Source organism: Campylobacter sp. RM9333, from assembly GCF_020137705.1.
Lineage (GTDB): Bacteria > Campylobacterota > Campylobacteria > Campylobacterales > Campylobacteraceae > Campylobacter_E.
Genome location: NZ_JACGAY010000020.1, coordinates 18175 through 40621 on the forward strand (window position 1 = coordinate 18175; position 22447 = coordinate 40621).

The window sequence follows — 22447 nt, forward strand, 5'->3', positions numbered from 1 at the left end:
AATGAAAGATGAATTAATATATAAATTAGAAGATAGGCCTCCGTTTGTGCGTGCTGTTTTAGCTGCACTTGTTCATTTATTAGCTATGTTTGTAGCAGTAATAACTCCTTCATTATTAATAGGAAAAGAATTAGGACTTAGCCCTGAAAATGCTACTAGGATTATTTCTATGTCATTATTTGCTAGTGGGGTGGCTGGATTTATTCAAATGATGACTTTAAAGGTTGGAAAATTTCAAATTGGTTCAGGTTTATTAAGTGTTCAAGGAACAAGCTTTAATTTCGTTTCAGCAATCATTACAGGTGGTTTGGTGCTAAGAAATCAAAACCTAAGTGATGCAGAGATTTTAGCAGCAATTTTTGGAACTCTTATGCTGTGTAGTATCACTGAAATGCTAGTATCTATCAGTTTAAAATATGTAAAAAGAATTATTTCAAATCTAGTTTGTGGCATTGTTGTAATGATAATAGGTCTTACTTTAATTAGTGCAGGACTTATTAGTGCAGGTGGTGGATTTGCTAGTATGAGCAAGGATATTCCTGCGAATTTACAATTTGCAAGTTTAGAAAACTTAGCTTTAAGTGGAGTAGTATTATTATCAATTGTAGTATTTAACTCTTTTAAAAAGCCTATTTTTAGGGTTGGAGCTTTATTTTTCTCAATTATTATTGGTTTAATACTTGCTACATTTTTAGGTAGATTTGATTTAAGTAATGTGCATTCGGCTAATTTATTTATAGTTCCTGAACCATTATTTTATGGTCTTAGTATTGAAGTTAGCCTAATTTTGCCATTTGCGATAATATTTTTAGTTACTTCACTAGAAACCATTGGTGATATTAGTGCTACAAGTGAGCTAAGTCATCAACCAATGAAAGGCGAAATATACGAAAGAAGATTAAGGGGTGGGGTATTTGCTAATGGGTTTAACTCTTTAGTATCAGCATTTTTTAATACTTTTCCAAATTCTTGTTTTGGTCAAAACAACGCAGTAATTGCACTAAGCGGGGTTGCAAGTCGTTATGTTGGATATATTGTTTGTATTATGCTTATGATTTGTGGGATTTTTCCTATTGTTGCAGAGTTTGCTTTAAGAATACCTGAACCTGTAATTGGTGGTGCTATTTTAGTAATGTTTGGAACAATTGCTGCAACTGGAATTAAGATAATTTCAAGAGAAGAATTAAATAAGCGTTCTGTTATGATACTTTCAATTTCACTTGCTCTAGGTTTAGGAGTAAGCACTCAACCACTTATTTTAGAGCATTTACCTGATGTGTTTAAAAATCTATTTGGCTCAGCAGTTGCGACTGCAGGATTTAGTGCTATATTGCTTGAGATTTTATTACCTAAGGATAATAAATGAGAAAACTATTAATATTATTAATTCCTAGCTTTATTTTTGCTAGGATTTTAATTCAAGGTGCAATGCCTATTGAGATTGATACTTTAGTAAATGCTATGAATGATAAAAAGGTAGTTAAAATAGGTAGTTATATATTTTATGAAGGCAAAATTAAAGGAAGAGATATTGTAGTATCAAGGACTTTAATAGGTCTTGTAAATGCTTCAGCAGCTACAACTTTAGGCATAACTTATTTTAAGCCTGATATTATCATAAATCAAGGCACAGCAGGTGCTATTGTAGAAGGTCTTAAATTAGGAGATATAGTTGTAGGAGATAGAATTTATAATGCAAATTCTTATAAAACTCCTAAGAGTTTATACACTATCAACCCTTTAGCAAAAGAGCCAATGATAGCTCCACTAACTTTGCTAGATACAAATAATGAAGATTTAAAAAATGAGTATTTTACAAGTGATGAAACTTTAGTAAATAAATTTATAAGCCTAGCTCCTAAAGGGGTTTTAAAGGTAAATATAGCTAGTGCTGATGCGTTTAATAAAGAAATCTTAATGCTTCATCTTTGGAATAAAACCTATAATGCAAGCGTTGAAGAGATGGAAAGTGTAGCTGCTGCTCAAGTTGCTAAAGCTTTTAATGTGCCGTTTTTAGCTATTAGAATTGTATCTGATAATTTGATTGAAGATATTGATTATACTCCTAGTATTGCTATTAAATTACAAGAATTATTAATAAAGATTATTGATAAGTTTTGATATTTAATTTTTATCCTAGCAAAAACTAGGATAAAAATCTTTTTATATTTTAAAATATTTTATATGTTGTGTTAAGGTATTTGCAATTTCTTTTAAGCTATTTGCTGCGTGTGTGTTTTCTTGCATAGATTTATTGGTATTTTCAGAGCTTTTTGTGATACTTATCATATCGTTATTTAGGCTTTGAAGTTTTTCTACTTGTGCGTTAGCAGCGTTACTTACTTCATTAGCTTTTAATAATGAATCATTTGCTTGATGGCTGATTTGCTCTAAAATCAAATTAGCTTCATTAGCTAGTCTCATTCCGCTTTCTACTTGTGGAACTGCTGTTTGAATAGCATCAACCGTTGCTTGAGTTTCGCTTTGTATTATTGAAATCATATTTGATATTTCATTTGTTGCTGTGTCAGTTTTTTCTGCTAATTTTCTAATCTCATCAGCTACAACTGCAAATCCACGCCCATGCTCTCCTGCACGAGCTGCTTCAATTGCAGCATTTAATGCAAGAAGATTTGTTTGCTCTGTGATTTCTTTAATCAATTCTGCACTATTGCTAATTTCGGTTGAGTGTTTATCTAGCATTTTGATTTGCTCTGAAGAATAATGCACGGTTTCTGTGATTTTTTCTATTTCTTTAATTGTAGTTCTCATAGAATTAATTCCATTATTTGATAATTCAACCGTTTTTTGAGAATTTTCTTTAGTTTGATTTGCTATATTTAATACATCTTGCATAGCTATTCTAGCATTGTTTATATTTTCTAAAGATTCTCTTGATTTGTTTTGTTGTTCGTTTGATAATTTGCTAGCATTATTTGAAGCATTTGTTACTTCTTTTGCACTATTTTCTAATTCTTTTGAAGAATGAATTACTTCTCCTACAATATCTTTTAATTTATTTTCCATTTCTTTTAAAGCATATAACATACTATCTTTATACTTAGTATCAATTTTAGTATCTAAATTCCCGTGTGATATGCTAATTACTGCTTTAACTGCGTCTTTTACTTCACCACCAAGTGAGCTAATAATTAATCTTGTTATATAAAGTGCTAAGAAAATCGCTACTAAAAATGCAACTATGCTAATTGCTATACTACTACTTAAAAAGCTGCTAATTGTCCCTCTTGCTTGTTTTGTTAATGCTTGATTTTTTGCTTCTTGATAGTCAATAAATTCATTAATAACATTTAGCCAAGTAACAAAACTATCTCTTGCTTGAGATAATAATATTTCGTGAGCTTTGTTTGTATCATTATTGTTTTTATATTGAATTATTTCTTTTATTAAAGGAAGAGTTTTTGCTTCTACGCCTTTAATTTTTTCTAAAATCAATCTATCTTTATCATCTACCAAATTAGCATTTGCAAATATTTTTGCCATATTATTAGCTGCTACATTGTAATTGTTTTCTAATTTATCAATTAAAGATATAGCATTATTTATCTCGTTTTTATCACTTAATAAAACAACATCTCTAATAGCTATTGCTCTATCATGCACACTACCTCTAAAATCAACTGCATACCTTTGTTTTACAGCATTTACATCGCTAATTTCGTTTAAATCATTATTTACGCTATTAATTTTAATATATCCGCTAAAAAATATGATTAAAATAAATGCAAGAATACTAGCAAAACCAATGAATAATTGAGCTTTTAAAGAAAGATTTTTCCCTAACATTTTATTTCCTTTTAAATTAAATTTATTTTATTATAATAAAAATTATTAATTAGCAAAATAAAAATTAGAAAAATTATAATGATAATTTAATATATGAATTAATTAAGTTTAATTTAAGCATATAAGCTAGGAATTTTAGTTGAAATTCATATATTTAATAGCGTTAAAATCAATATCTTATGATGATTTTTATATTTTAAAATTAAAAGAATTTAAATTAGGAATTAATTGCATAATCCTTTTAATTAATAGCTTTTGTGTTTTAAGGTGCTTAAATTTATTTTTTTAAAGGTTTTTTGATAATTTCAATTTTAGTTTAATAATTTTCATTAATTTAGCAAGATAGCTTATGGATTAGGTTTTTGTTTTATACCAAAATTGACCTAATCCCATTATAAGTCCTTTTTAATCTTTAATAATCTTACGAAGGTGTCTAAGACAGAGCTTCGTATTTTTCTAAACTTAAAGTGATTTCAAACGCTAATGTGTTGTAAGTCTATGATTAGTTTTTCCACTAAAGTGCTAAAATTTGAAAGAATTTTAAAAGTGGAAAAATCACTACTTTTTAAAAACTCTCAAATACTTAACATATAAGCAAGTTTTCCTTGCAATTGCAAACCTAATTCTACCACAACATGGTTTGAAACATTTGAATACTTAAAGTTTTTAGCTGATTTGTAATTGCAAACCTAATTCTACCACAACATGGTTTGAAACGCCAAGTACTCTACTGCTGAGCTACAATGACATAAAAATATATGTTAAGACATTGTTTTTTACAACATCTTAACATTTGAAACTTATTATAAGTTATAGAAGTCTTCAATTTTATCAGTACAATTTGTATCCTCTAAACCATAATTTTCATATTTTGTATAATTATAAAGTATTCCTTGCTCGTTTGTTCCATTACGTCTTTGAGCTTCTTTTACTAAAGTTAAAACCTGAGGTTTAATGTTTATATATAGTTCAAGCAGTTCTTGGTAAGCTTCTTTAGCCTGTTCTTTTGCTTTATCTAATTCCTCTTGTTGTTCTTTAGTAGTTGGCTTACGATCATATACAGGACCATTTTCTTCATTATGTCGTGCTTTTATACCATAAATTTTTGAAATACTTTCATGCATCTTTATTTTAGCATCTCTATATTGTGAAGTTATAACAAATATGTGATGATGAAGTCTTGCATTATCATAATTTTTAAAATTTGCAGTAGAAGCTTTTACATCATGCAATATATCTGCTTTTCGTATAACACATTCTGACATGTACTTATTATCTTTATTATCATCACTAAAAGAATCACTATTCATTCCTTTAAATGCTCCAAAAGAACCTACAATAGTTATTATGACTAATAATATTGCTATACCTTTAATATTAAATAATTTTTTCATTGTTTTTTCCTTTTAAAATAGTTTTTTAATTTTTAGATTTTTTATATTTTTTAGTTTTAAAATAAATTAGTTAGATAGCATCGTAATTTTTATCCATATTAACTCCTTTAATGAAATAAAATTTATTGTAATACCCCCCCCCATTAATAAAAGTTAATAAGATTAATTAGATAGTTTAAAAATAAGTTTTTTTATGTGAATTAAATATTAAATGTCGTTATAAGGCAAAATATTATATTTTGTGCTTAATCAAAATAATTACTAGTTTGGAATTTAAATTAAAAAAATTATTTAATAGAGTATGTATTTTCCTAATTTATAGCTAAATTAGGAAAATTTATTAATTAGATAGTATCTCCGTTAAAGATTGAGTTTTTAACCACTACATAATCAACTTTTCTAATATCACGAAGTTCTTTTCCACCTGCATAAGAAATTGAGCTTTGCAAATCTTCTCTCATTTCATTTAAGGTATCAAAAATATTTCCCCTAAATGGAACATACATTTTTTTACCTTCTACATTTTTACGCTCACCTTTTTGAAATTCACTTGCTGAGCCATAATATTCTTTCATTTTTTTGCCATCAATTTCTATGGTTTTTCCAGGACTTTGCTCGTGTCCGCTAAATAATGAGCCTATCATTACAAAAGTAGCTCCAAAACGAATTGATTTTGCTATATCTCCGTGATTTCTAATACCACCATCTGCAATTATTGGCTTTTTAGCACTTTTAGCACACCAGCGAAGCGCTGCAAGCTGCCAACCACCAGTTCCAAAACCGGTTTTAAGCTTAGTAATACATACCTTACCAGGTCCAATACCAACCTTAGTTGCATCAGCTCCAGCATTTTCTAAATCCCTAACAGCTTCAGGAGTTCCGACATTTCCTGCTATTACAAAGCTAGTTTTTAATGTGCTTTTAATGTATTTAATCATCTTAATTACATTGTCGCTATGCCCGTGAGCAATATCAATTGTAATATATTCAGGATATAGCTCATTTGCTTTTAATTCATCAATAAATTCGTATTCTTTTTGAGTAATGCCAACAGAAATTGACGCAAAAAGCCCTAATTCTTGCATTTTTTTTACAAAGTCTAATCTTTTTTCAGGCTCAAATCTATGCATAATGTAAAAATAATCACTTCTAGCAAATGAAATTGCTAATTCTTCATCAATGATTGTTTGCATATTTGCAGGAACTACAGGTAGTTTAAAAGTTCTATTACCAAGCCTTACGCTAGTATCGCATTCGCTTCTTGAATTGATTATACATTTTGCAGGGATTAATTGCACGTCTTCATAATCAAATACTAATAAATTATTTAACATCTCATCTCCTTAAATTAAAGAACTGATTTTATCTTATAAACAATTAATAAAAACTTGATTTTAAAAGTAAAAATACTTTACGGAATTTAAATCCGGATTTTCACCGGAATTATTTTTTAGCTATCGCTTCTATTTCTATTCTTGATGCTTTTGGTAATGCTGCTACTGCAAATGCACTTCTAGCAGGGAAAGGCTCTTTAAAAAACTCAGCATAAGCTTCATTAACTGCTACAAAATCATTTATATCAGCTAATAAAACCGTTGTTTTTATAACATTATTCATATCTAAACCTTGCTCGTTTAAGATAGCTTTTATATTTCTTAAACTTTGTCTTGTAAGCTCTTTAATATCGCCTTTTACAAACTCTCCTGTACTAGGGTCAATTGGTAGCTGACCACTAACAAATACTAAATCATCTGATTTACCACACACACTATAAGGTCCAATAGCCTTTGGATAATTCATTTTTTCTCCTTTTTTGAAAAATTTTGCAAAAATATTAGCAAAAAAATATTAATTGATAAAAAATAATAAAAAATATTACTTTTTTACTAAAATTTTCTTAAATTTATCTAATTTTAAGAAAATTTTATTAAATTTACTTCAAAATAATAATTTTATTTTTAAAGGAGAGTTGAGATGTTTAGCATTTTGTTTTCACTAGTAGCAATTGCTATATTAGTTTTTATGCTTGCAAAAAAGATAAATGCTCATATGGCGTTGTTGCTTAGTGGTTTATTTTTATTATTAGTTGCGACTATGCACGATAGTAATGCTATTTTTACTAGCAAAGTTTTAGACGCTAAAGGGGATTTAAATTTTTGGTTTTTTAATCTTTTTGAAGTTTTTAATAAAAACCTTTCTTCTACACTTAGTGGTCTTGGGCTTACTCTTATGTGTATAGCAGGTTTTAGTGCGTATATGGAGCATGTTGGGGCTAGTTATGCTTTATTTAAGGTTTTTGAAAAGCCACTTAGTATGGTAAAATCTCCTTATATGCTTTTAATAGTTTCTTATTTTGTTACACAATTTTTGGTAATTTTTATACCATCTCACGCTGGACTTGGACTTTTACTTATGGTTACTATGTATCCTATTTTGGTTAGGACTGGTGTTTCAAAATTATCAGCATTAACAGTTATTGGGACTTGTCAATATATTGACCATGGCCCTGGAAGTGGTAATGTTATATTAGCTGCTAAAACAGCAGGAGTTGATCCAGCTACTTATTTTGTTCAGTATCAATTACCAACTACTATACCTATTATATTAGCTGTTGCGATTGCTATTTATTTTACATCTAAATATTTTGATAAAAAAGATAATTTTGTGTTTAATAAAGATGAAATTGAAAAAGAACTTAGTGAAAATGGCGAAAATAAAACAAAATATCCGCCAAAAATTTATGCGATATTGCCAATAATTCCACTAATTTTAATATTAGGATTTTCAAAAGTTGTTGGAAGTAGCATAAAAATGAATGTTCCTGTAGCTATGATGATTTCTACATTTGCAGCAATTATTTTTGAAATGATTAGATATAAAAGCGTAATTGAAACTTTAAATTCTATTATGGTATTTTTTAAAGGTATGGGACATTTATTTGTAATAACCGTAAGCCTTATTGTATGCGGTCAAGTATTTGCTGCTGGGCTTTTATCAATAGGTTTTGTGGATACTTTAATTAATTTTGCAAAAGACGCTGGATTTGGTGTATTAGCAATAATTATATTTGTATCAATTTTACTTTCTTTATCAGCATTTTTGATGGGTTCAGGAAATGCAGCGTTTTTTAGTTTTGCACCATTAATTCCAAATATTGCAAAATCTTTTAATGTTGAAACAATTATGATGATAGCACCTATTCAAATAATGACAGGATTTGGAAGATGCGTAAGTCCAATTGCACCTGCTATTTTAGCAGTAGCAGGAATTGCTAAAGTTAGCCCATTTGCGGTTGTAAAAAGAACAGCAATACCTATGATAGTAGCTGGTATTGTAAATATTATTTGTACTTGTATTTATATTTAAAAAAAAGGAGAGAATATGAAAACTAAAACAAAATTAATTCATTTAGGTCGTGGTCAGGATTTACCTGTAAAAGCAGTAAATCCTAGTGTTATGAGAGCTTCAACTATATTATTTAAAGACCATAAAACTTGGCAAGAATATCGTGAGCTTAGAAAAACGCAAAGAGTTTTAAGTTATGGTGCAAGGGGAACTGAAACTACTTTTGAACTTGAAAAACTATTATGTGAGCTAGAAGGTGGATTTAGAGCTTCGCTTTATCCAACAGGACTTGCAGCACTTGCTATGGTTTTATTAAATTATGCAAGTAAGGACTCACATTTTTTAATAACTGATGGAATTTATGGACCTGTTAGAACTATATGTGATTTGTTTTTAAATAAAGTTGGAGTAGAAGTTGAGTTTTTAAAAGCAGATGCTAGTGATGTTGAAAGTAAAATAAAGCCAAATACAAAACTTATTTTATGTGAAAGCCCTGGTTCTATTATGTATGAAATAATTGATGTTCCTAAATTATGCGAAATAGCACACAAACACAATATACCTGTAGCAATTGATAGCACATATTCAAGTGCATATTTATCAAATCCTATAAAACTTGGGGTTGATATTTGCGTAATTGCAGCTACAAAATACCTTAGCGGACATTCTGATGTTGTTATGGGTTGTGTGATTGTTAATGAAAAAGAATACAAAAATTTTAATGAATTACCAGAAGCTTTAGGTTTAACTACAAGTCCTGATGATTGTTATTTAGTTCTTAGAGGTATGAGAACTCTTGGAATTAGACTTAAAAATCACGAAGAAAATGCAGATAAGGTTGTTGAGTTTTTACAAACAAGAAAAGAAATTAAAAATATTTTTTATCCAAAATTACCAACCCATCCAAACAATGAAATATTTAAAAGAGATTTCATAGGAACTAATGGTATGGTAACTATAGAATTTAATTCAGGAATTAGCAAAGAACAAGCTATTAAATTCGTAGATGATTTAGAATATTTTTCAATAGGTGCTAGTTGGGGTGGATATGAAAGTCTTGCAACGGTTACTATGCCACCAAGAACTGCTACTAAAGTTGATAGTAATAGGGTTTTTGTGAGATTTCATATAGGTTTAGAAGACGCTAGTGATTTAATAGCTGATTTAGAACAAGCATTTAACAAAATTAAATAAAAGGAGAAATTATGACAGGTATTAGTGTATTTGATATGAGATTATTAGGTGATTCTTGGAGCACAAAAGCTATGCGTGATATTTTTTGTGAAGAAAATAGAATTCAAAAATGGCTTGATGTTGAAGCTGCACTTGCAAAAGCTCAAGCAAAGCTTGGCATTATCCCAGAAGCTGCAGCTACAGAAATAGCTAAAAAATCATTTTATAAATATATGGATATGGATTTTATATTTAATGAATATAAAAAGACAAAACATCCGTTAGTTCCAACCGTTAGGGGCTTAGAAAAAGCTTGCGAGAATGGATATGGAGAATTTGTTCATTTTGGGGTAACTACTCAAGATATTATGGATACTGGGTTTGTTTTACAATTTAAAGAAGCTTTAAAGCTTATAAAAGATGATTTAAAAATCATAGCAAAATCTTTAAAAAAACTAGCAGTAGAGCATAAAAATACAGCTATGATGGGAAGAACTTTAGCGCTTCAAGCTCTTCCTATTACTTTTGGACATAAAGTTGCTATTTGGCTTGATGAGCTTAATAGACATTATGAAAGAATACTTGAATGCGAAGAAAGACTTTATGTAGGTCTTATAGTTGGTGCAGTTGGCACTAAAGCTAGTTTAAGTGATAAACATAATGAAGTTGAAAAACTAACAATAAAGAGTTTAGGATTAAAAGTTCCTTATATTTCTTGGCAACCAGCAAGAGATAGATTTATTGAGCTTGGATATGTATTAGCTAATATAAATGCTACATTTAATAAAATAGCTCATCAGATTTTGATTTTATCTCATAATGAAGTAAATGAAGTGGCTGAACCATTTGGCAAAGGTCAAGTAGGAAGCTCTACAATGCCACATAAAAGAAATCCAGCAATAAGCGAAAATGCTGTAACAGTTAGTAATACTTTAAAAGCAAATATTGCAATTTTAAGCGATATTGAAAGACACGAACACGAAAGAGATGGACAAGTATGGAAAATGGAATGGAAATTACTTCCTGAAATCTTTTTAATGCTTTCTTGTGTTCTTGATAATATGAAAACAGCTTTAGGCGGATTAGAAGTTAAAAAAGATTCAATGTTAAATAACCTTAATACTTTAAAAGGTTTTGTTTTAGCCGAAAGGGTTATGTTTGCATTAAGTGAGCATTTTGGAAAACAACACGCTCATGAGATTGTATATGAAAATGCTATGATTGGAATTGAAAATAATAAAACATTTAAAGAAGTTTTATTAGCAGATAGCAGAGTAAGAGAAGTTTTAGATGAAAAATCAATAGATGCTTTACTTGATGCTACTACTTATGTTGGATATGCACCAAAATTAGTTGATGAGTTTTTAGAAAAAATTAAAAACGCAGAGATTTTAAAGGATTAATTATGCTTTATAGTGAAAAATTAGCTGAATTTGTAGTAAATAAAAGTTATGAAGATATACCAGCTGATGTAAAAACTAGAGCAAAAGAATTGATGTTAGATACCATTGGAGTTGCTCTTGCGGGTAGCAAAAATGACGCTATTTTAAAAACCATTAAGGCATTTAAAGAAGAGAATGCTAATACAAGCATTTGGGGTAGTGAATTTAAGGCTACCCCACTTAATGCTGCTATGATAAATGCTATGAGTTCTCATATACTTGATTTTGATGATACTCTAACAGAAGCTATACTTCACGCAAGTGCTATTTTAACCCCGCTTTGTCTTAGTTATGGATTTTCTAAAACAAACGATGGTAAAAAAATATTAAAAGCTTTTATTATGGGTTGGGAAGTTGCAGGAAGAATTGGGGTTGCTAGTAATGGGACATTTCATAAAAATGGTTTTCATACAAGTGCTATTGCTGGAGTTTTTGGAGCAAGTGCTGCAGCTTGTGTTATCAATGATTTAAATGTTTCGCAAACAATCAATGCTTTAGGTTTTGCTGCTAGTTTTGCAGGTGGGATAAATGAGTTTTTAAGTAATGGAAGCAATTCTAAAATACTTCATATAGCAAGTGCGGTTTTAAATGGAATTAGAGCTTGTGAATATGCAAAAGCTGGTCTTTTTGCTCCTGTTAGTATTTTTGAAGGTCGTGATAATATCTTTAGAGCATTTGGTATAGAAGATGAATGCGATAAGACAAGGCTTGATAAAAATTTAGGAAAAGATTATATGGTAAAAGAAGTATCAATTAAGCCATATCCAAGTTGTCATTTCGCACACGGGCTTATTGATTGTGCTAAAGAACTTAGAAATGATGGTTTAAAGCCTGATGATATAAAGGAGATTTTATGCTATGTAGATAGCGTTCCTATTTCTTTTATATGCGACCCTATAGATAAAAAACACAATCCAAAAACAGATTATGAAGCAAAATTTTCATTTGCGTATTTAATAAGTTATATGTTTATAGATGGTAAAGTGAATTTAAATTCTTATAATGAATTAAATCGTGAAGAGATTGTTAATTTTGCTAAAAAAATTAAATATGAAAAATATATTTCAGGTGGATTTCCAAAGTATTTTTGTGGTAAATTTAAAGCAACGCTTAATAATGGAAGCACTATTATTAAAGAAGTAAAAATTAATAAAGGTAATCCAGATAATGCTTTAAGTTTAGATGAATTACTTGAGAAATTTAATGCAAATGTAAATGATAAAAATCTTTCAGAAAAAATTAAAAAACAAGTCTTAGATTTAGAAAACATAAAAAGTTTTGAATAAATTAAAATTTATCGTTTTTAGATTATAATAATTTAAAAACGATAAAGGTTAAATATGTTTGTTAATAGAGAAAAACATTTAAAAACTTTAAACGATGAATTTAATAAAATTGGTTTTACTTTCACTATTCTTTATGGTAGGCGTAGGGTTGGAAAAACTAGACTTATTAAAGAATATATAAAAGATAAAAAAGCTTTTTATTTTTTATCAAGCCTTGAAAATATTAACATTACAATTAATAGAATGAAAGATGAATTAGCTAATTTTTATAATGATGATTTATTAAAACAAATTCAAATAAATGATATTAAAACTTTATTTTTATATGTAGCAAATAAAATAGATGAAAAAATAATAATAGTAATTGATGAGTTTCAATATCTTGCAAAGCTTGATAATTCTATTCCATCGCAATTTCAGTATATTTGTGATGAGATATTTAAGAATAAAAATATTCATTTGATTTTATGTGGCTCAATTATTTCTATGATGTATGAATATACATTATCATACAATTCTCCTTTATATGGTAGAAGAACTAGTGCTATTAAGCTTGAAGCACTTGAGTTTAAGTATTTAAAAGATTTTTTTCCTAATAAAACTAAAAATGAACTTATAGAAATATATAGTGTGTTTTATAGTATCCCAAAATATCTTGAGCTTATAAATGATAAAGGGGATATTTATGAAAATATTAAAGGAAATATTTTAAATCCAAATTCATATTTATATAATGAAGCTAGTTTTGTATTACAAAATGAAATCAATGAACCTATAACTTATTTTTCAATTTTAAAAATTATTGCTAGTGGAGAACACAAGATTGGAAATATTGCTAGTAAATTAGGTAAAAGTCCAAATAATATAACATCTTTTATAGATAAATTAATTGAGCTTGATATTATTTATAAAATTATTCCTATAACCGAACAAAATCCAGAAAAATCAAAAAAAAGTTTATATTTTATAAAAGATAACTTTTTAAGATTTTATTTTGCATATATATTTCCTTATAAATCTCAACTTGAACTTGATAATACAGATTATGTAATTAATATAATTAAGACAAGTTTTATGGAATTTATAAGTAGGGTGTATGAAGATTTAGCGATTAATTATCTTTTAAACACACATAAAGACCTTTTAAAATGTGGTAGATGGTGGGATAAAAATACAGAAATTGATGCGGTTGGGGTCGCTAAAGATTATTTAATAGTTGCTGAATGTAAATATAAAAATAAAGCAGTAGGAACTAATGTTTTAGAAGATTTAAAAGCAAAAGCTACTAAAATAGATAGTAATTTACCTATTAAAAAATATATTTTATTTAGCAAAAGCGGTTTTACAAATGATTTAAAAACACTTGCTAGTGATGAAATACAATTAATTGAGTTATTATAAATTTCGTATGTTTAAGGCATACGAAATTTAGTTTATAGGCTATATAAATTAGGCTTTCTTTGAGATATACAAGGCAAGGCTTTTCTAGCTTCATCAATTTTATTAAAATCAATTTCAAATATTTGAATACCTTCATCAACGCCAAGTTTTATTTCTTCAAGTCCAAGTGGATTTATTAGGCACGAGCGACCTGTGTAGATATTACCTGTTTGATTACTAGCACATAAATATATTGTGTTTTCTAAAGCTCTTGTTTTAGTAAGTAGCATAAAATGTTCATCTTTATGTTTGCCATCTACCCAAGCAGTAGGAACTAATACAAGCCTTGCACCATCAAGTGCTAAAGTTCTAGCAATTTCAGGGAAACGAAGTTCATAACACACCATTATCCCCATTTTGCCCCATTTTGTATCAAAGGCTTTTATTTTTTCATTACTTGCATTTATATCTTTACTTTCATCATAGCTAAAAGCATCGTAAAGGTGAGTTTTTGAGTATTTATGGATTATTTTGCCACAATCAGCAAAAATTACACTATTTTTAGTTTTTTCATTATCTTTTTCATAAAAACCAAAAACAACTGCGATATTTAACTCTTTACTTTTATTAATAATGCTTGTTACAAATTCTTCATCAATATTTTGAGCAATGGTATTAAAATTAATCCCTTCATTACTAGGCACAAAAGCCTGTGAAGTTTCTGGAAACACCACAAGCTCAGCACCAAAAGATTTTGCCTTTTGCATAAAATCAATAATTTTTTCAAGGTTAATTTTATAATTTCTATCAGTTTTTATTTGAGCTAAAGCAATTTTTAATTTATTCATCATAAACCCTCAAAATATTTGTTTGCACCTAAAATTTCGCTAAGTGGAATGCCTTTATCTATTTTTGCTTTTGTTTCAATTTCTCCGATTTGAACATTTATTGCTCTTTTGCCAAGTTCTTCAACATTATCAATATCTGGATTTAAAACTAGTATTCCATCATCATCAGCCACTATCAAATCTCCTGGATTTATAACAACATTATCAATAGCAATAGGAACATTAATTGAGCCTTCAATTCCTTTAATTCTAGTTGTTAAAGCACTAACATTTCTATACCAAACATTAACGCCAAGATTTTTAATAGCATTCAAATCAGTTACACAACCATCAATGATTACCCCACCAACTTTTTTGTGTCTTGCCATATAGCAAACTAATTCTCCAAAAGGTGCTCTTTCATAATCTTTATTGGTATCAATTACTACAATATCACCTTCATTTACAATATCAAATACTTTATGAACAGCAGTAGAATCAAGGTGTGGTATTCTAACGGTTATAGCAGTTCCTACTAATTTTTTTCCACTATGAAGTGGCTTTAAATTTCTAATAAAACCACAATCTTGCATATGTCCTATAGTTGAAGGGCAAACCTCTTTATAAAGATTAAGAATTTCATCTGAAACTTTACTAACTCTTTTGTTTAAAATAAACATTTTTTCTCCTTTTATTAAAATTAATTACTTTCTAAAGCATTGTCAGGTTTGACAAATAAATAAGCTATCATAGCAAGTGTTACAGGAATTATATTAAATAATATAGCTATATTCCATCCATATTTTTGTGCCATCCAGCCAACTAAAATAGGCGAAAACGCTGAACCTACATTTCCCCATAAATTCATCCAAGAGCTAACTGCTGCTGCTTGACTTCTACCTTTATCAGCTGCAACAGCCCAAGATACAACAACAGGAAGTCCTAAAAACCCAAAACCAAGACTTAAAAATAAAATACTAAGCATTGTATTTTCAACATATACAACTAAAAATAAGCATATATCAAATATTAAAAATCCAGCAACTGCTAAATAAGTTCTAGCTTTTTTAAAACTATTTGTAATTTTTAAAATCTTATCGCTTAATCCACCACCAAGTGCAACAAATATACAAATAGCAAGCCAAGGAGCTCCAGCGTAAAATCCCATAGCTTTTAAATCAAGCCCTTTAGCTTCTAGTAAGAATGTAGGAAGCCAAGTCATAAACATACCTGTCATATAAACACAAAAAAAGTATGCAATTCCAAGTGCATAAAATTCTTTATTTTTTAAGAATGCTTTCCAAGGAGTTTTTTTAATACTATCTACAAATCTTTCACTTTGAATATATAAAAGTTCGTCTTTACTAATAAATTTATTATCTTCAGGTCTTGATGAACTTATAAAATAATAAATCAAGGCGATTAAAATTCCAATCGCACCAAATACATAAAATACACTATGCCAACCATAATTATTGACAAGCCAAACAGATATAAATGGAGCAATTACTGGCCCAAAGTATGAACCTGCTAGTAAAAATGAAGCTGCTCTTGCTTTTTCTTTTTTACCAAACCAGTTATTATTAAATGCTGCATTGCTAGGATATATAGGAGCTTCTCCTAAACCAAATAAAAATCTAACTACTAAAAGTAGCATAAATGTTCCTGCAAGTGGCGTTAAAATAGTAAAAATTGACCATAAAATTAATGCAAAAATAGTCATAAATTTATTGCCAAATTTTTGAATTAAAATACCACTTGGAATTTGAGCTGCGGCATAAGCTATAAAAAATGCAGAATTTAATAAGCCAAATTGAGTTTTATCTATATTAAATTCTTGCATCATAAAACTAGCAACGACAGAAATATTTGCCCTATCCATATAAGCGATTAAGCCTATTAGGAAAAATACAAAGGCTATAAGCCACCTAAATCTCATAATTTCTCCTTTTTTTAAAATTAACTTATTTTCATTATATAAAAATAATAAAATTTTATTATTATTTTTTCTAAAATTAATAAAAATTTGTTACTTTTTGTAATATTTTATGAAAAAGTAAGAAAAATTAAGAAAATTTATTAAAAAAAATCAAAAAAATTATTATTTTAAGAAAATTTTAAAGATGGGGGGGGTATAATCAAATGATGATTTTTAAATAAAGGAGAAAATATGAGCAATTTTGCTTTAATTTCGGTCTTAATAGCTTCTATTGCTTTAGTTGTGTTTTGTATTACAAAACTTAAAATCCACGCTTTTTTATCATTAAGCTTAGCAAGTATTTTTGTCGCACTTATAACTGGTGTTGATTTAACAAAAATCGGTTCTATTATTGAAAATGGAGTAGGTGGGACGCTAGGATTTTTAGCTGTTATTATTGGTTGTGGAAGTATCTTAGGAAAAATGCTAGAAGTTAGTGGCGGAGCGCAAAAAATAGCCCTATCATTACTAAATCTACTTGGTAAAAAAAGAGCTGATATTGTTATGATGTTGGTTGGATTTATTGCTGGTATTCCTGTATTTGTTGAGGTTGGATTTGTCTTATTAGTGCCTTTAGTTTTAGTTGTAGCTAAAGAAATAGGTGTTAGCAGAATAAAAATAGGCATAGCATTAGCAACTTCGCTAATGGCAGTTCATTGTATGGTGCCACCACACCCAGCAGCTACTAGCATAGTAGCTACTTTAGGTGCTGATATAGGTCAAGTAATTTGGATGAGTATAGTTGTGGGTATGATATGTGCTTTTATAGGTGGGGTTTTGTTTTTGAAATTCTTTGATTTTTCAAAAGATAATGAGATGAGTGTTTTTGATAATACAAGTTCTACTTATAACTCTATGCCAAGCACAGCAATTACTTATTTTACAATACTTTTGCCTTTAGTTTTAATGTTGCTTAAGACTTTAGTATTTAAAGATAATGCAGTATTTGCATTCATTGGAAATCCTATTATCGCATTATTAATAAGTGTTTTTGTAGCATACTATACTTTAGGTTTAAAGCAAGGCTATTCTATGCAAAATTTAATGGAATTTAGTTCTAATTCATTTACGCAAATTGCTTCAATTTTATTAATCATAGGAGCAGGTGGAGCTTTTAATGAGATATTAATTGCTTCAGGCATTGGCGAAGCATTAAAGCAGACTTTAGGAAGTTTGAGTTTAAATCCTGTGTTTTTAGCTTGGTTAATTGCTATTATTTTACATGCTAGTGTTGGAAGTGCAACGGTTGCTATGATTAGTGCAGCAGGAATTGTCTTGCAAATGGATAGTAATGTTAGTAAAGAAGTTTTATGCCTTGCAATAGGAAGTGGTGCTATAGGTTTTACTATCGTAACTGATAGCTTATTTTGGCTAGTAAAAGAAAGCTTAGGAATGAGTGTAAAAGCTATGTTTAAATATTTTACAAGTGCGACTTTAGTAGCAAGTATAAGTGGTTTAATCTTAAGCTATGTTTTATCAATAATTTTATAAGGAGTAAAAATGTTAATTGAAAATCTAAAAGCAATGAAAGAAACAAGTTGGATTAATACAAATCTAAGCAATGATGTATTAAATGAATTAAACAAAGGTGCTATTAAGCTTGATAGAATTGATGATGCAAGGGCTAGGCTTAATCGTTTTGCACCTTTACTTAAGATAATTTTTCCTGCTACAAATATTACTAATGGTATTATAGAAAGCCCATTAGCTTGTGTGAATAATTATAAAAAAGAGTTAGAAAAATTAAGTGGTGCTAGTATTCAAGGCGATGTTTATATAAAACTTGATTCACATTTACCAATATCAGGCTCTATTAAGGCTCGTGGTGGAATATATGAAGTATTAAAACACGCAGAAGATTTATTAATAGAAAATAATATGCTAAGCATTCAAGATGATTATTCAAAACTTGCCGAGCCAAAATATAAAGAATTTTTAAGTAAATATAAAATAGCAGTTGGCTCAACCGGTAATCTTGGTCTTTCAATAGGAATTATGAGTGCAAAACTTGGCTTTAAAGTAGAAGTTCATATGAGTGATTGTGCTAAAGAATGGAAGAAAAAAATGCTAAGAGAGCACGGATGCAGCGTGATTACTTATGAAGATGATTACGGCGTCGCAGTAGAGCAAGGAAGAAAGAGTGCTGAAAATAATCCATATTGTTATTTTATAGATGATGAAAACTCGCATAATTTATTTTTAGGATATAGCGTTGCTGCAAAGAGATTAAAAGGACAATTGCAAGCATTAGATATTAATATCAGCAAAGATAGACCGCTTTATGTTTATCTTCCTTGCGGTGTTGGTGGTGGTCCTGGCGGGGTTGCTTATGGGCTTAAGGCTGAATTTGGCGATTGTGTAAAATGCTTTTTTGCTGAGCCAACGCATAGTCCTTGTATGATACTTGGACTTGCTACCGGAAAACATAATGAAATAAGTGTAGCTGATATTGGGCTTGATAATATTACGGCTGCTGATGGGCTTGCTGTTGGTCGTGCGAGTGGGCTTGTAGGCAAAGTGCTTGAGCGTGTAATTGATGGAAGCTTTACGGTAAGTGATGAGAATATGTATAGATATTTAAGCTTACTTGCATCTAGCGAAGGTATTAAACTTGAGCCTTCGGCTTTAGCTGGGGTTAAAGGCTTAATGATTTCTAATGAGCTTAAAACTGAACACAAAAACGCAATTCATCTAATATGGGCAACAGGTGGAAGTATGGTGCCAGACGCTGAAATGGCTGAATTTATTAAAACAGGAGATGAATTATTATAAAATAAGCCCTAAAATAGGGCTTATAATTACTTTACGCAACTATAATTTACAAAACATTTACCGAGGGCTTTATGAATCAACAAACAAGAACAGAATATATAAAATTAGTGCATTTTTTAGCACAAGCTTTAGGCAAGGATTATGAAATAGTTTTGCACGATATAAATGATGATGGAATGAGTATTGCAGAAATTGCTAATAATCACATAAGCGGAAGAAGTATTAATTCTCCTATTACAGGATTTGCACTTGAGCTTGTTAATAAAAAGATTTATGAAGAAAGAGATTTTTTAAGCAATTATAAAGCAAGTGCAGGTGGAAAAAATATAAGAGGTAGCACATTTTTTATCAAAGAAGGCAATAAATTAAGTGGAATGCTATGTATAAACTACGATAAAAGTAGAATGGAAAATATAGCAGCACAATTATTAGGTAGTGATATACCTGTAGAAGAAGCTGCTTATGAAGAAGTTTTGAGCCTTGATTTAAATGAGCTAATTCAAGAATTAACAGGGCTTAGCGTAAATGAGCTAAAAAATACTAATCTAAAACCAAAACAAAGACAAATAATAGTAGATAAAATCTATGAAAAAGGTATTTTTAATATAAAAGGCTCAATTACAGAAATAGCTAATCTTTTAAATCTTTCAGAATCAAGCATATATCGTTGTATAAACAAATCTAAACAAAAATTTTAATCAAGCATAAACGCTTGATTAAGTTAAATTCCATTAGTATTTAGTGCTAAAATCTCAATAGTAATTAATATTAAAGGTATTTTTATGAAAGTAATTTTTGGCCCAGTTAATTCAAGAAGATTTAAAAAATCTTTGGGTATAGATTTAAGTCCTAATGAGAAATGTTGTAATTTTGATTGTTTATATTGTGAGCTTGGAAAAGCTAAATTAAAATATGAAAATAAATCAAATTTAAGTGTTGAATATATAATAAATGAGCTAAAAGAAGCTTTGAAAATACATAAAGATTGCGATTATATAAGCATTAGTGCAAATGGCGAACCTACTTTATATCCATATTTAGATGAATTGATTATAAAAATAAATGAAGTTAAAAAGAATGCAAAATCATTAATTTTGAGTAATGCAAGCACAATTTTTGATAAAAATATTCAAAAGGCATTATTAAATCTTGATAGCGTTAAACTAAGCATTGATAGTGTAAATCCTAAGGTATTTCGCAAAATTGATAGAACGAATATAGATATAAATAAAATAGTTCAAGGTATAAAAGAATTTAGTCAAATTTATAAAGGTGAGTTGATTTTAGAATGCTTGGTTTTAGATGGTATTAATGATGATGAAAAGGATTTTATTGCTTTAAATGATATTTTAAAGGATATTAAAGCAGCTAGACTTGATTTAGGAACTATTGATAGACCGAGTGATTATAATGTAAAGGCTGCAAGTTTTGAGAAATTAAGTAAATTGGCTAGTTTGATAACTAATATAAAAGTTAATATTATGAGTAGAAATACTAACATAAATAAATATGATGATTTGCTTAAAACTATTAGTTTAAGACCATTAAGCTCACAAGAAATTGATGAAAAAGATATAAAAATGTTAGATGAATTAGTAGATAAAAATATAATAAAATGTGTGAAAATAAATGATATTAATTTTTATAAATTAAACAAATCAAATTCTAATTAATATAAAAGCTATTGTGATTAATTTGCTTATTTTAAGTGTATTTATAAACCAAGTGCGAATGAAAGAAAAAGGGCTTGATTTTAACATCAAGCTTTGTTATATCAATATTAAAATTATTTAAAAAATATTCATACAAAAGCGAATAATTAGATTTATCCGTATAAATACAAATAATATTCTCATCATCTTCTATTAGTAAAGTATCATAAAATCTTTGATTATTTAAAGTAAAAATTTTATAAATATTTTTAAAAAATACTAAAAGTATAAAATTACAAACACTCATAAAAATATAAAATATACTCAAAAAATTATTTAATTTATATAATTGTTGTTTGCTTTGAATATTAAGGCAGGTTTTATAGATTTTAGCATTTTTTAAATATATTGTTTTTTCTTCTTCATTAAGCTCATCTCTTTGCCTACAACTATGATTAATAAAATAAATAAAATCCTTATGAAAATATATAATATTAGGCTTTTTAATACAAATATCGCTCATCAAAATATGCAGCAATAATAAATAAATTAATACTAGAAACTTTCATAGAAAAATTACCAATATACATAAAAACACAAAAGCAAATAAACAAAGCACTACAATGAACTAAGCTAGTAATATAAGCGTTTTTATCTTTTAAATAAAATAAAGGCGTAAAATTACTAGAAGTTAAATATTCGCTCAAATTTTCTCCTTTTTTAAATTTGTTTCACAATCTAAATATTCTATTTTGGTTTTATGAAAAGAGCAGTTTTTATAATAAGCATAATATTCATCAGAAGTCATAGCAAAAATACTATTGAGATTTATGCTATAGCCTGTATTATTGTATATAATATAACTTAGAATATAATCTCTTTCTCTATAGTTTATCGCAAAAACATTTTTTGTATGTTCGTAAAAACGATATGACATTTTCATTTTATTAGATTTTTTTAAAAGCTTTAATAAATCCTTATTTTTCATAGGGTGATTGCAAAAATCTTTTTCTATAAACAATATATTTCCAAATTCTCCTGATAAGGCTAAGTAATTTTTATCATTTAAAATTACATCACTTATAGTTATATTTTTGTGTTTTTCTATGTATTTTTTACCCTTAATTTTACTTGCAAAATAGAGCTCTCCATTTTTATCAACTTCAAAAAAAGAATAAACCCCATAATTTGGCTCTACAGTTTTTGAAACTCTCCTATCAAGCCCTAAATCCCAGCAGTATTTAAGAGTGTCCTTTACTTCTTGGCTTGCGTAAGGCTTAGCATCTACAATTTTTGGCTTTATTTTTATATCTTTGTATCTAAAAAAATCTTGCCAAAAATTATTTAGTGGTGTTTCTTCACACTCTACAACATAATTGCCTTTATAACAC

21 protein-coding genes are annotated in these 22447 nt (G+C 28.4%); 11 read left to right on the forward strand and 10 right to left on the reverse strand.

Annotation, left to right across the window (positions count from 1 at the left end):
- Position 1 precedes the first annotated feature (1 nt).
- Together AVBRAN9333_RS07370 and AVBRAN9333_RS07375 are read left to right on the forward strand one after the other, a co-directional pair.
- The gene (locus AVBRAN9333_RS07370) at positions 2-1366 is read left to right on the forward strand and encodes a uracil-xanthine permease family protein (protein WP_214120006.1); all 1365 of its coding nucleotides are present in this window, start codon (positions 2-4) and stop codon (positions 1364-1366) included.
- A complete protein-coding gene (locus tag AVBRAN9333_RS07375; protein WP_336609709.1) occupies positions 1363-2121 on the forward strand; it encodes a 5'-methylthioadenosine/S-adenosylhomocysteine nucleosidase in 759 nt (252 codons plus the stop codon). Before AVBRAN9333_RS07370 ends, AVBRAN9333_RS07375 begins: the two co-directional genes overlap by 4 nt.
- Before the next feature lie 42 nt (positions 2122-2163).
- Here AVBRAN9333_RS07375 and AVBRAN9333_RS07380 read toward each other — a convergent pair whose 3' ends face one another.
- The 4 genes from AVBRAN9333_RS07380 to AVBRAN9333_RS07395 form a co-directional block, all read right to left on the reverse strand.
- A complete protein-coding gene (locus AVBRAN9333_RS07380) occupies positions 2164-3807 on the reverse strand; it encodes a methyl-accepting chemotaxis protein (RefSeq protein ID WP_214117882.1) in 1644 nt (547 codons plus the stop codon).
- A gap of 803 nt (positions 3808-4610) precedes the next feature.
- Positions 4611-5201 (reverse strand): hypothetical protein, encoded by a 591-nt coding sequence (locus tag AVBRAN9333_RS07385; RefSeq protein ID WP_336609710.1) that lies wholly within the window; start codon positions 5199-5201, stop codon positions 4611-4613.
- Positions 5202-5545: 344 nt separating this feature from the next.
- Positions 5546-6535 (reverse strand): GMP reductase, encoded by a 990-nt coding sequence (locus tag AVBRAN9333_RS07390; protein ID WP_214117880.1) that lies wholly within the window; start codon positions 6533-6535, stop codon positions 5546-5548.
- Between the two features lie 109 nt (positions 6536-6644).
- The gene (locus AVBRAN9333_RS07395) at positions 6645-7001 is read right to left on the reverse strand and encodes a RidA family protein (RefSeq protein WP_336609711.1); all 357 of its coding nucleotides are present in this window, start codon (positions 6999-7001) and stop codon (positions 6645-6647) included.
- A 174-nt stretch (positions 7002-7175) separates the two neighbouring features.
- Here AVBRAN9333_RS07395 and dcuC point away from each other — a divergent pair, with 174 nt between their 5' ends.
- The 5 genes from dcuC to AVBRAN9333_RS07420 are packed head-to-tail and all read left to right on the forward strand — an operon-like array spanning position 7176 to position 13848.
- The gene (dcuC, locus tag AVBRAN9333_RS07400; protein ID WP_214117878.1) at positions 7176-8567 is read left to right on the forward strand and encodes a C4-dicarboxylate transporter DcuC; all 1392 of its coding nucleotides are present in this window, start codon (positions 7176-7178) and stop codon (positions 8565-8567) included.
- Between the two features lie 15 nt (positions 8568-8582).
- Positions 8583-9740, forward strand: coding sequence for a trans-sulfuration enzyme family protein (locus AVBRAN9333_RS07405; protein ID WP_336609712.1), 1158 nt, complete (start codon positions 8583-8585; stop codon positions 9738-9740).
- A gap of 11 nt (positions 9741-9751) precedes the next feature.
- On the forward strand, positions 9752-11122 hold the full coding sequence (gene purB, locus AVBRAN9333_RS07410; RefSeq protein ID WP_214117876.1) for an adenylosuccinate lyase: 1371 nt from the start codon (positions 9752-9754) through the stop codon (positions 11120-11122).
- Positions 11123-11124: 2 nt separating this feature from the next.
- Positions 11125-12447 (forward strand): MmgE/PrpD family protein, encoded by a 1323-nt coding sequence (locus AVBRAN9333_RS07415; RefSeq protein WP_336609713.1) that lies wholly within the window; start codon positions 11125-11127, stop codon positions 12445-12447.
- Positions 12448-12501: 54 nt separating this feature from the next.
- Complete coding sequence (locus tag AVBRAN9333_RS07420; protein ID WP_336609714.1) at positions 12502-13848, forward strand: ATP-binding protein; 1347 nt, start codon at positions 12502-12504, stop codon at positions 13846-13848.
- Between the two features lie 32 nt (positions 13849-13880).
- Here AVBRAN9333_RS07420 and AVBRAN9333_RS07425 read toward each other — a convergent pair whose 3' ends face one another.
- From AVBRAN9333_RS07425 to AVBRAN9333_RS07435, 3 genes are read right to left on the reverse strand one after another with little or no spacing between them, the layout of a single operon-like run.
- Positions 13881-14675, reverse strand: coding sequence for a nitrilase-related carbon-nitrogen hydrolase (locus tag AVBRAN9333_RS07425; protein WP_336609715.1), 795 nt, complete (start codon positions 14673-14675; stop codon positions 13881-13883).
- Positions 14675-15334 (reverse strand): RraA family protein, encoded by a 660-nt coding sequence (locus tag AVBRAN9333_RS07430; protein ID WP_214117872.1) that lies wholly within the window; start codon positions 15332-15334, stop codon positions 14675-14677. The genes AVBRAN9333_RS07425 and AVBRAN9333_RS07430 overlap by 1 nt, the downstream gene beginning before the upstream one ends.
- Positions 15335-15354: 20 nt before the next feature.
- On the reverse strand, positions 15355-16593 hold the full coding sequence (locus tag AVBRAN9333_RS07435) for an MFS transporter (RefSeq protein ID WP_214117871.1): 1239 nt from the start codon (positions 16591-16593) through the stop codon (positions 15355-15357).
- A 231-nt stretch (positions 16594-16824) separates the two neighbouring features.
- Here AVBRAN9333_RS07435 and AVBRAN9333_RS07440 point away from each other — a divergent pair, with 231 nt between their 5' ends.
- The 4 genes from AVBRAN9333_RS07440 (at position 16825) to AVBRAN9333_RS07455 (ending at position 21077) form a co-directional block, all read left to right on the forward strand.
- A complete protein-coding gene (locus AVBRAN9333_RS07440; protein ID WP_214120533.1) occupies positions 16825-18123 on the forward strand; it encodes a GntT/GntP/DsdX family permease in 1299 nt (432 codons plus the stop codon).
- Between the two features lie 9 nt (positions 18124-18132).
- Positions 18133-19404 (forward strand): D-serine ammonia-lyase, encoded by a 1272-nt coding sequence (locus AVBRAN9333_RS07445; protein WP_336609716.1) that lies wholly within the window; start codon positions 18133-18135, stop codon positions 19402-19404.
- A gap of 71 nt (positions 19405-19475) precedes the next feature.
- The gene (locus tag AVBRAN9333_RS07450) at positions 19476-20102 is read left to right on the forward strand and encodes a helix-turn-helix transcriptional regulator (RefSeq protein ID WP_214117868.1); all 627 of its coding nucleotides are present in this window, start codon (positions 19476-19478) and stop codon (positions 20100-20102) included.
- 84 nt (positions 20103-20186) lie between these two features.
- The gene (locus AVBRAN9333_RS07455) at positions 20187-21077 is read left to right on the forward strand and encodes a radical SAM protein (RefSeq protein ID WP_214117867.1); all 891 of its coding nucleotides are present in this window, start codon (positions 20187-20189) and stop codon (positions 21075-21077) included.
- A 31-nt stretch (positions 21078-21108) separates the two neighbouring features.
- Here AVBRAN9333_RS07455 and AVBRAN9333_RS07460 read toward each other — a convergent pair whose 3' ends face one another.
- The 3 genes from AVBRAN9333_RS07460 to AVBRAN9333_RS07470 all read right to left on the reverse strand — a co-directional run.
- Positions 21109-21579 carry a hypothetical protein gene (locus AVBRAN9333_RS07460; protein WP_336609717.1) on the reverse strand — a complete coding sequence of 157 codons (471 nt, stop codon included), beginning with the start codon at positions 21577-21579 and terminating at the stop codon, positions 21109-21111.
- Positions 21560-21763, reverse strand: coding sequence for a hypothetical protein (locus AVBRAN9333_RS07465; RefSeq protein ID WP_336609718.1), 204 nt, complete (start codon positions 21761-21763; stop codon positions 21560-21562). Before AVBRAN9333_RS07465 ends, AVBRAN9333_RS07460 begins: the two co-directional genes overlap by 20 nt.
- Positions 21760-22447: hypothetical protein (locus AVBRAN9333_RS07470; protein WP_336609719.1), on the reverse strand; the 688-nt coding region annotated here is incomplete at its 5' end. The genes AVBRAN9333_RS07465 and AVBRAN9333_RS07470, both read right to left, overlap by 4 nt.

Excerpts from the sequence above, each read along its gene's own strand:
- AVBRAN9333_RS07370 (WP_214120006.1), top strand. The coding sequence starts at position 2 with ATGAAAGATGAATTAATATATAAATTAGAAGATAGGCCTCCGTTTGTG.
- AVBRAN9333_RS07375 (WP_336609709.1), top strand. The coding sequence starts at position 1,363 with ATGAGAAAACTATTAATATTATTAATTCCTAGCTTTATTTTTGCTAGG.
- AVBRAN9333_RS07380 (WP_214117882.1), bottom strand. The coding sequence starts at position 3,807 with ATGTTAGGGAAAAATCTTTCTTTAAAAGCTCAATTATTCATTGGTTTT.
- AVBRAN9333_RS07385 (WP_336609710.1), bottom strand. The coding sequence starts at position 5,201 with ATGAAAAAATTATTTAATATTAAAGGTATAGCAATATTATTAGTCATA.
- AVBRAN9333_RS07390 (WP_214117880.1), bottom strand. The coding sequence starts at position 6,535 with ATGTTAAATAATTTATTAGTATTTGATTATGAAGACGTGCAATTAATC.
- AVBRAN9333_RS07395 (WP_336609711.1), bottom strand. The coding sequence starts at position 7,001 with ATGAATTATCCAAAGGCTATTGGACCTTATAGTGTGTGTGGTAAATCA.
- dcuC (WP_214117878.1), top strand. The coding sequence starts at position 7,176 with ATGTTTAGCATTTTGTTTTCACTAGTAGCAATTGCTATATTAGTTTTT.
- AVBRAN9333_RS07405 (WP_336609712.1), top strand. The coding sequence starts at position 8,583 with ATGAAAACTAAAACAAAATTAATTCATTTAGGTCGTGGTCAGGATTTA.
- purB (WP_214117876.1), top strand. The coding sequence starts at position 9,752 with ATGACAGGTATTAGTGTATTTGATATGAGATTATTAGGTGATTCTTGG.
- AVBRAN9333_RS07415 (WP_336609713.1), top strand. The coding sequence starts at position 11,125 with ATGCTTTATAGTGAAAAATTAGCTGAATTTGTAGTAAATAAAAGTTAT.
- AVBRAN9333_RS07420 (WP_336609714.1), top strand. The coding sequence starts at position 12,502 with ATGTTTGTTAATAGAGAAAAACATTTAAAAACTTTAAACGATGAATTT.
- AVBRAN9333_RS07425 (WP_336609715.1), bottom strand. The coding sequence starts at position 14,675 with ATGAATAAATTAAAAATTGCTTTAGCTCAAATAAAAACTGATAGAAAT.
- AVBRAN9333_RS07430 (WP_214117872.1), bottom strand. The coding sequence starts at position 15,334 with ATGTTTATTTTAAACAAAAGAGTTAGTAAAGTTTCAGATGAAATTCTT.
- AVBRAN9333_RS07435 (WP_214117871.1), bottom strand. The coding sequence starts at position 16,593 with ATGAGATTTAGGTGGCTTATAGCCTTTGTATTTTTCCTAATAGGCTTA.
- AVBRAN9333_RS07440 (WP_214120533.1), top strand. The coding sequence starts at position 16,825 with ATGAGCAATTTTGCTTTAATTTCGGTCTTAATAGCTTCTATTGCTTTA.
- AVBRAN9333_RS07445 (WP_336609716.1), top strand. The coding sequence starts at position 18,133 with ATGTTAATTGAAAATCTAAAAGCAATGAAAGAAACAAGTTGGATTAAT.
- AVBRAN9333_RS07450 (WP_214117868.1), top strand. The coding sequence starts at position 19,476 with ATGAATCAACAAACAAGAACAGAATATATAAAATTAGTGCATTTTTTA.
- AVBRAN9333_RS07455 (WP_214117867.1), top strand. The coding sequence starts at position 20,187 with ATGAAAGTAATTTTTGGCCCAGTTAATTCAAGAAGATTTAAAAAATCT.
- AVBRAN9333_RS07460 (WP_336609717.1), bottom strand. The coding sequence starts at position 21,579 with ATGAGCGATATTTGTATTAAAAAGCCTAATATTATATATTTTCATAAG.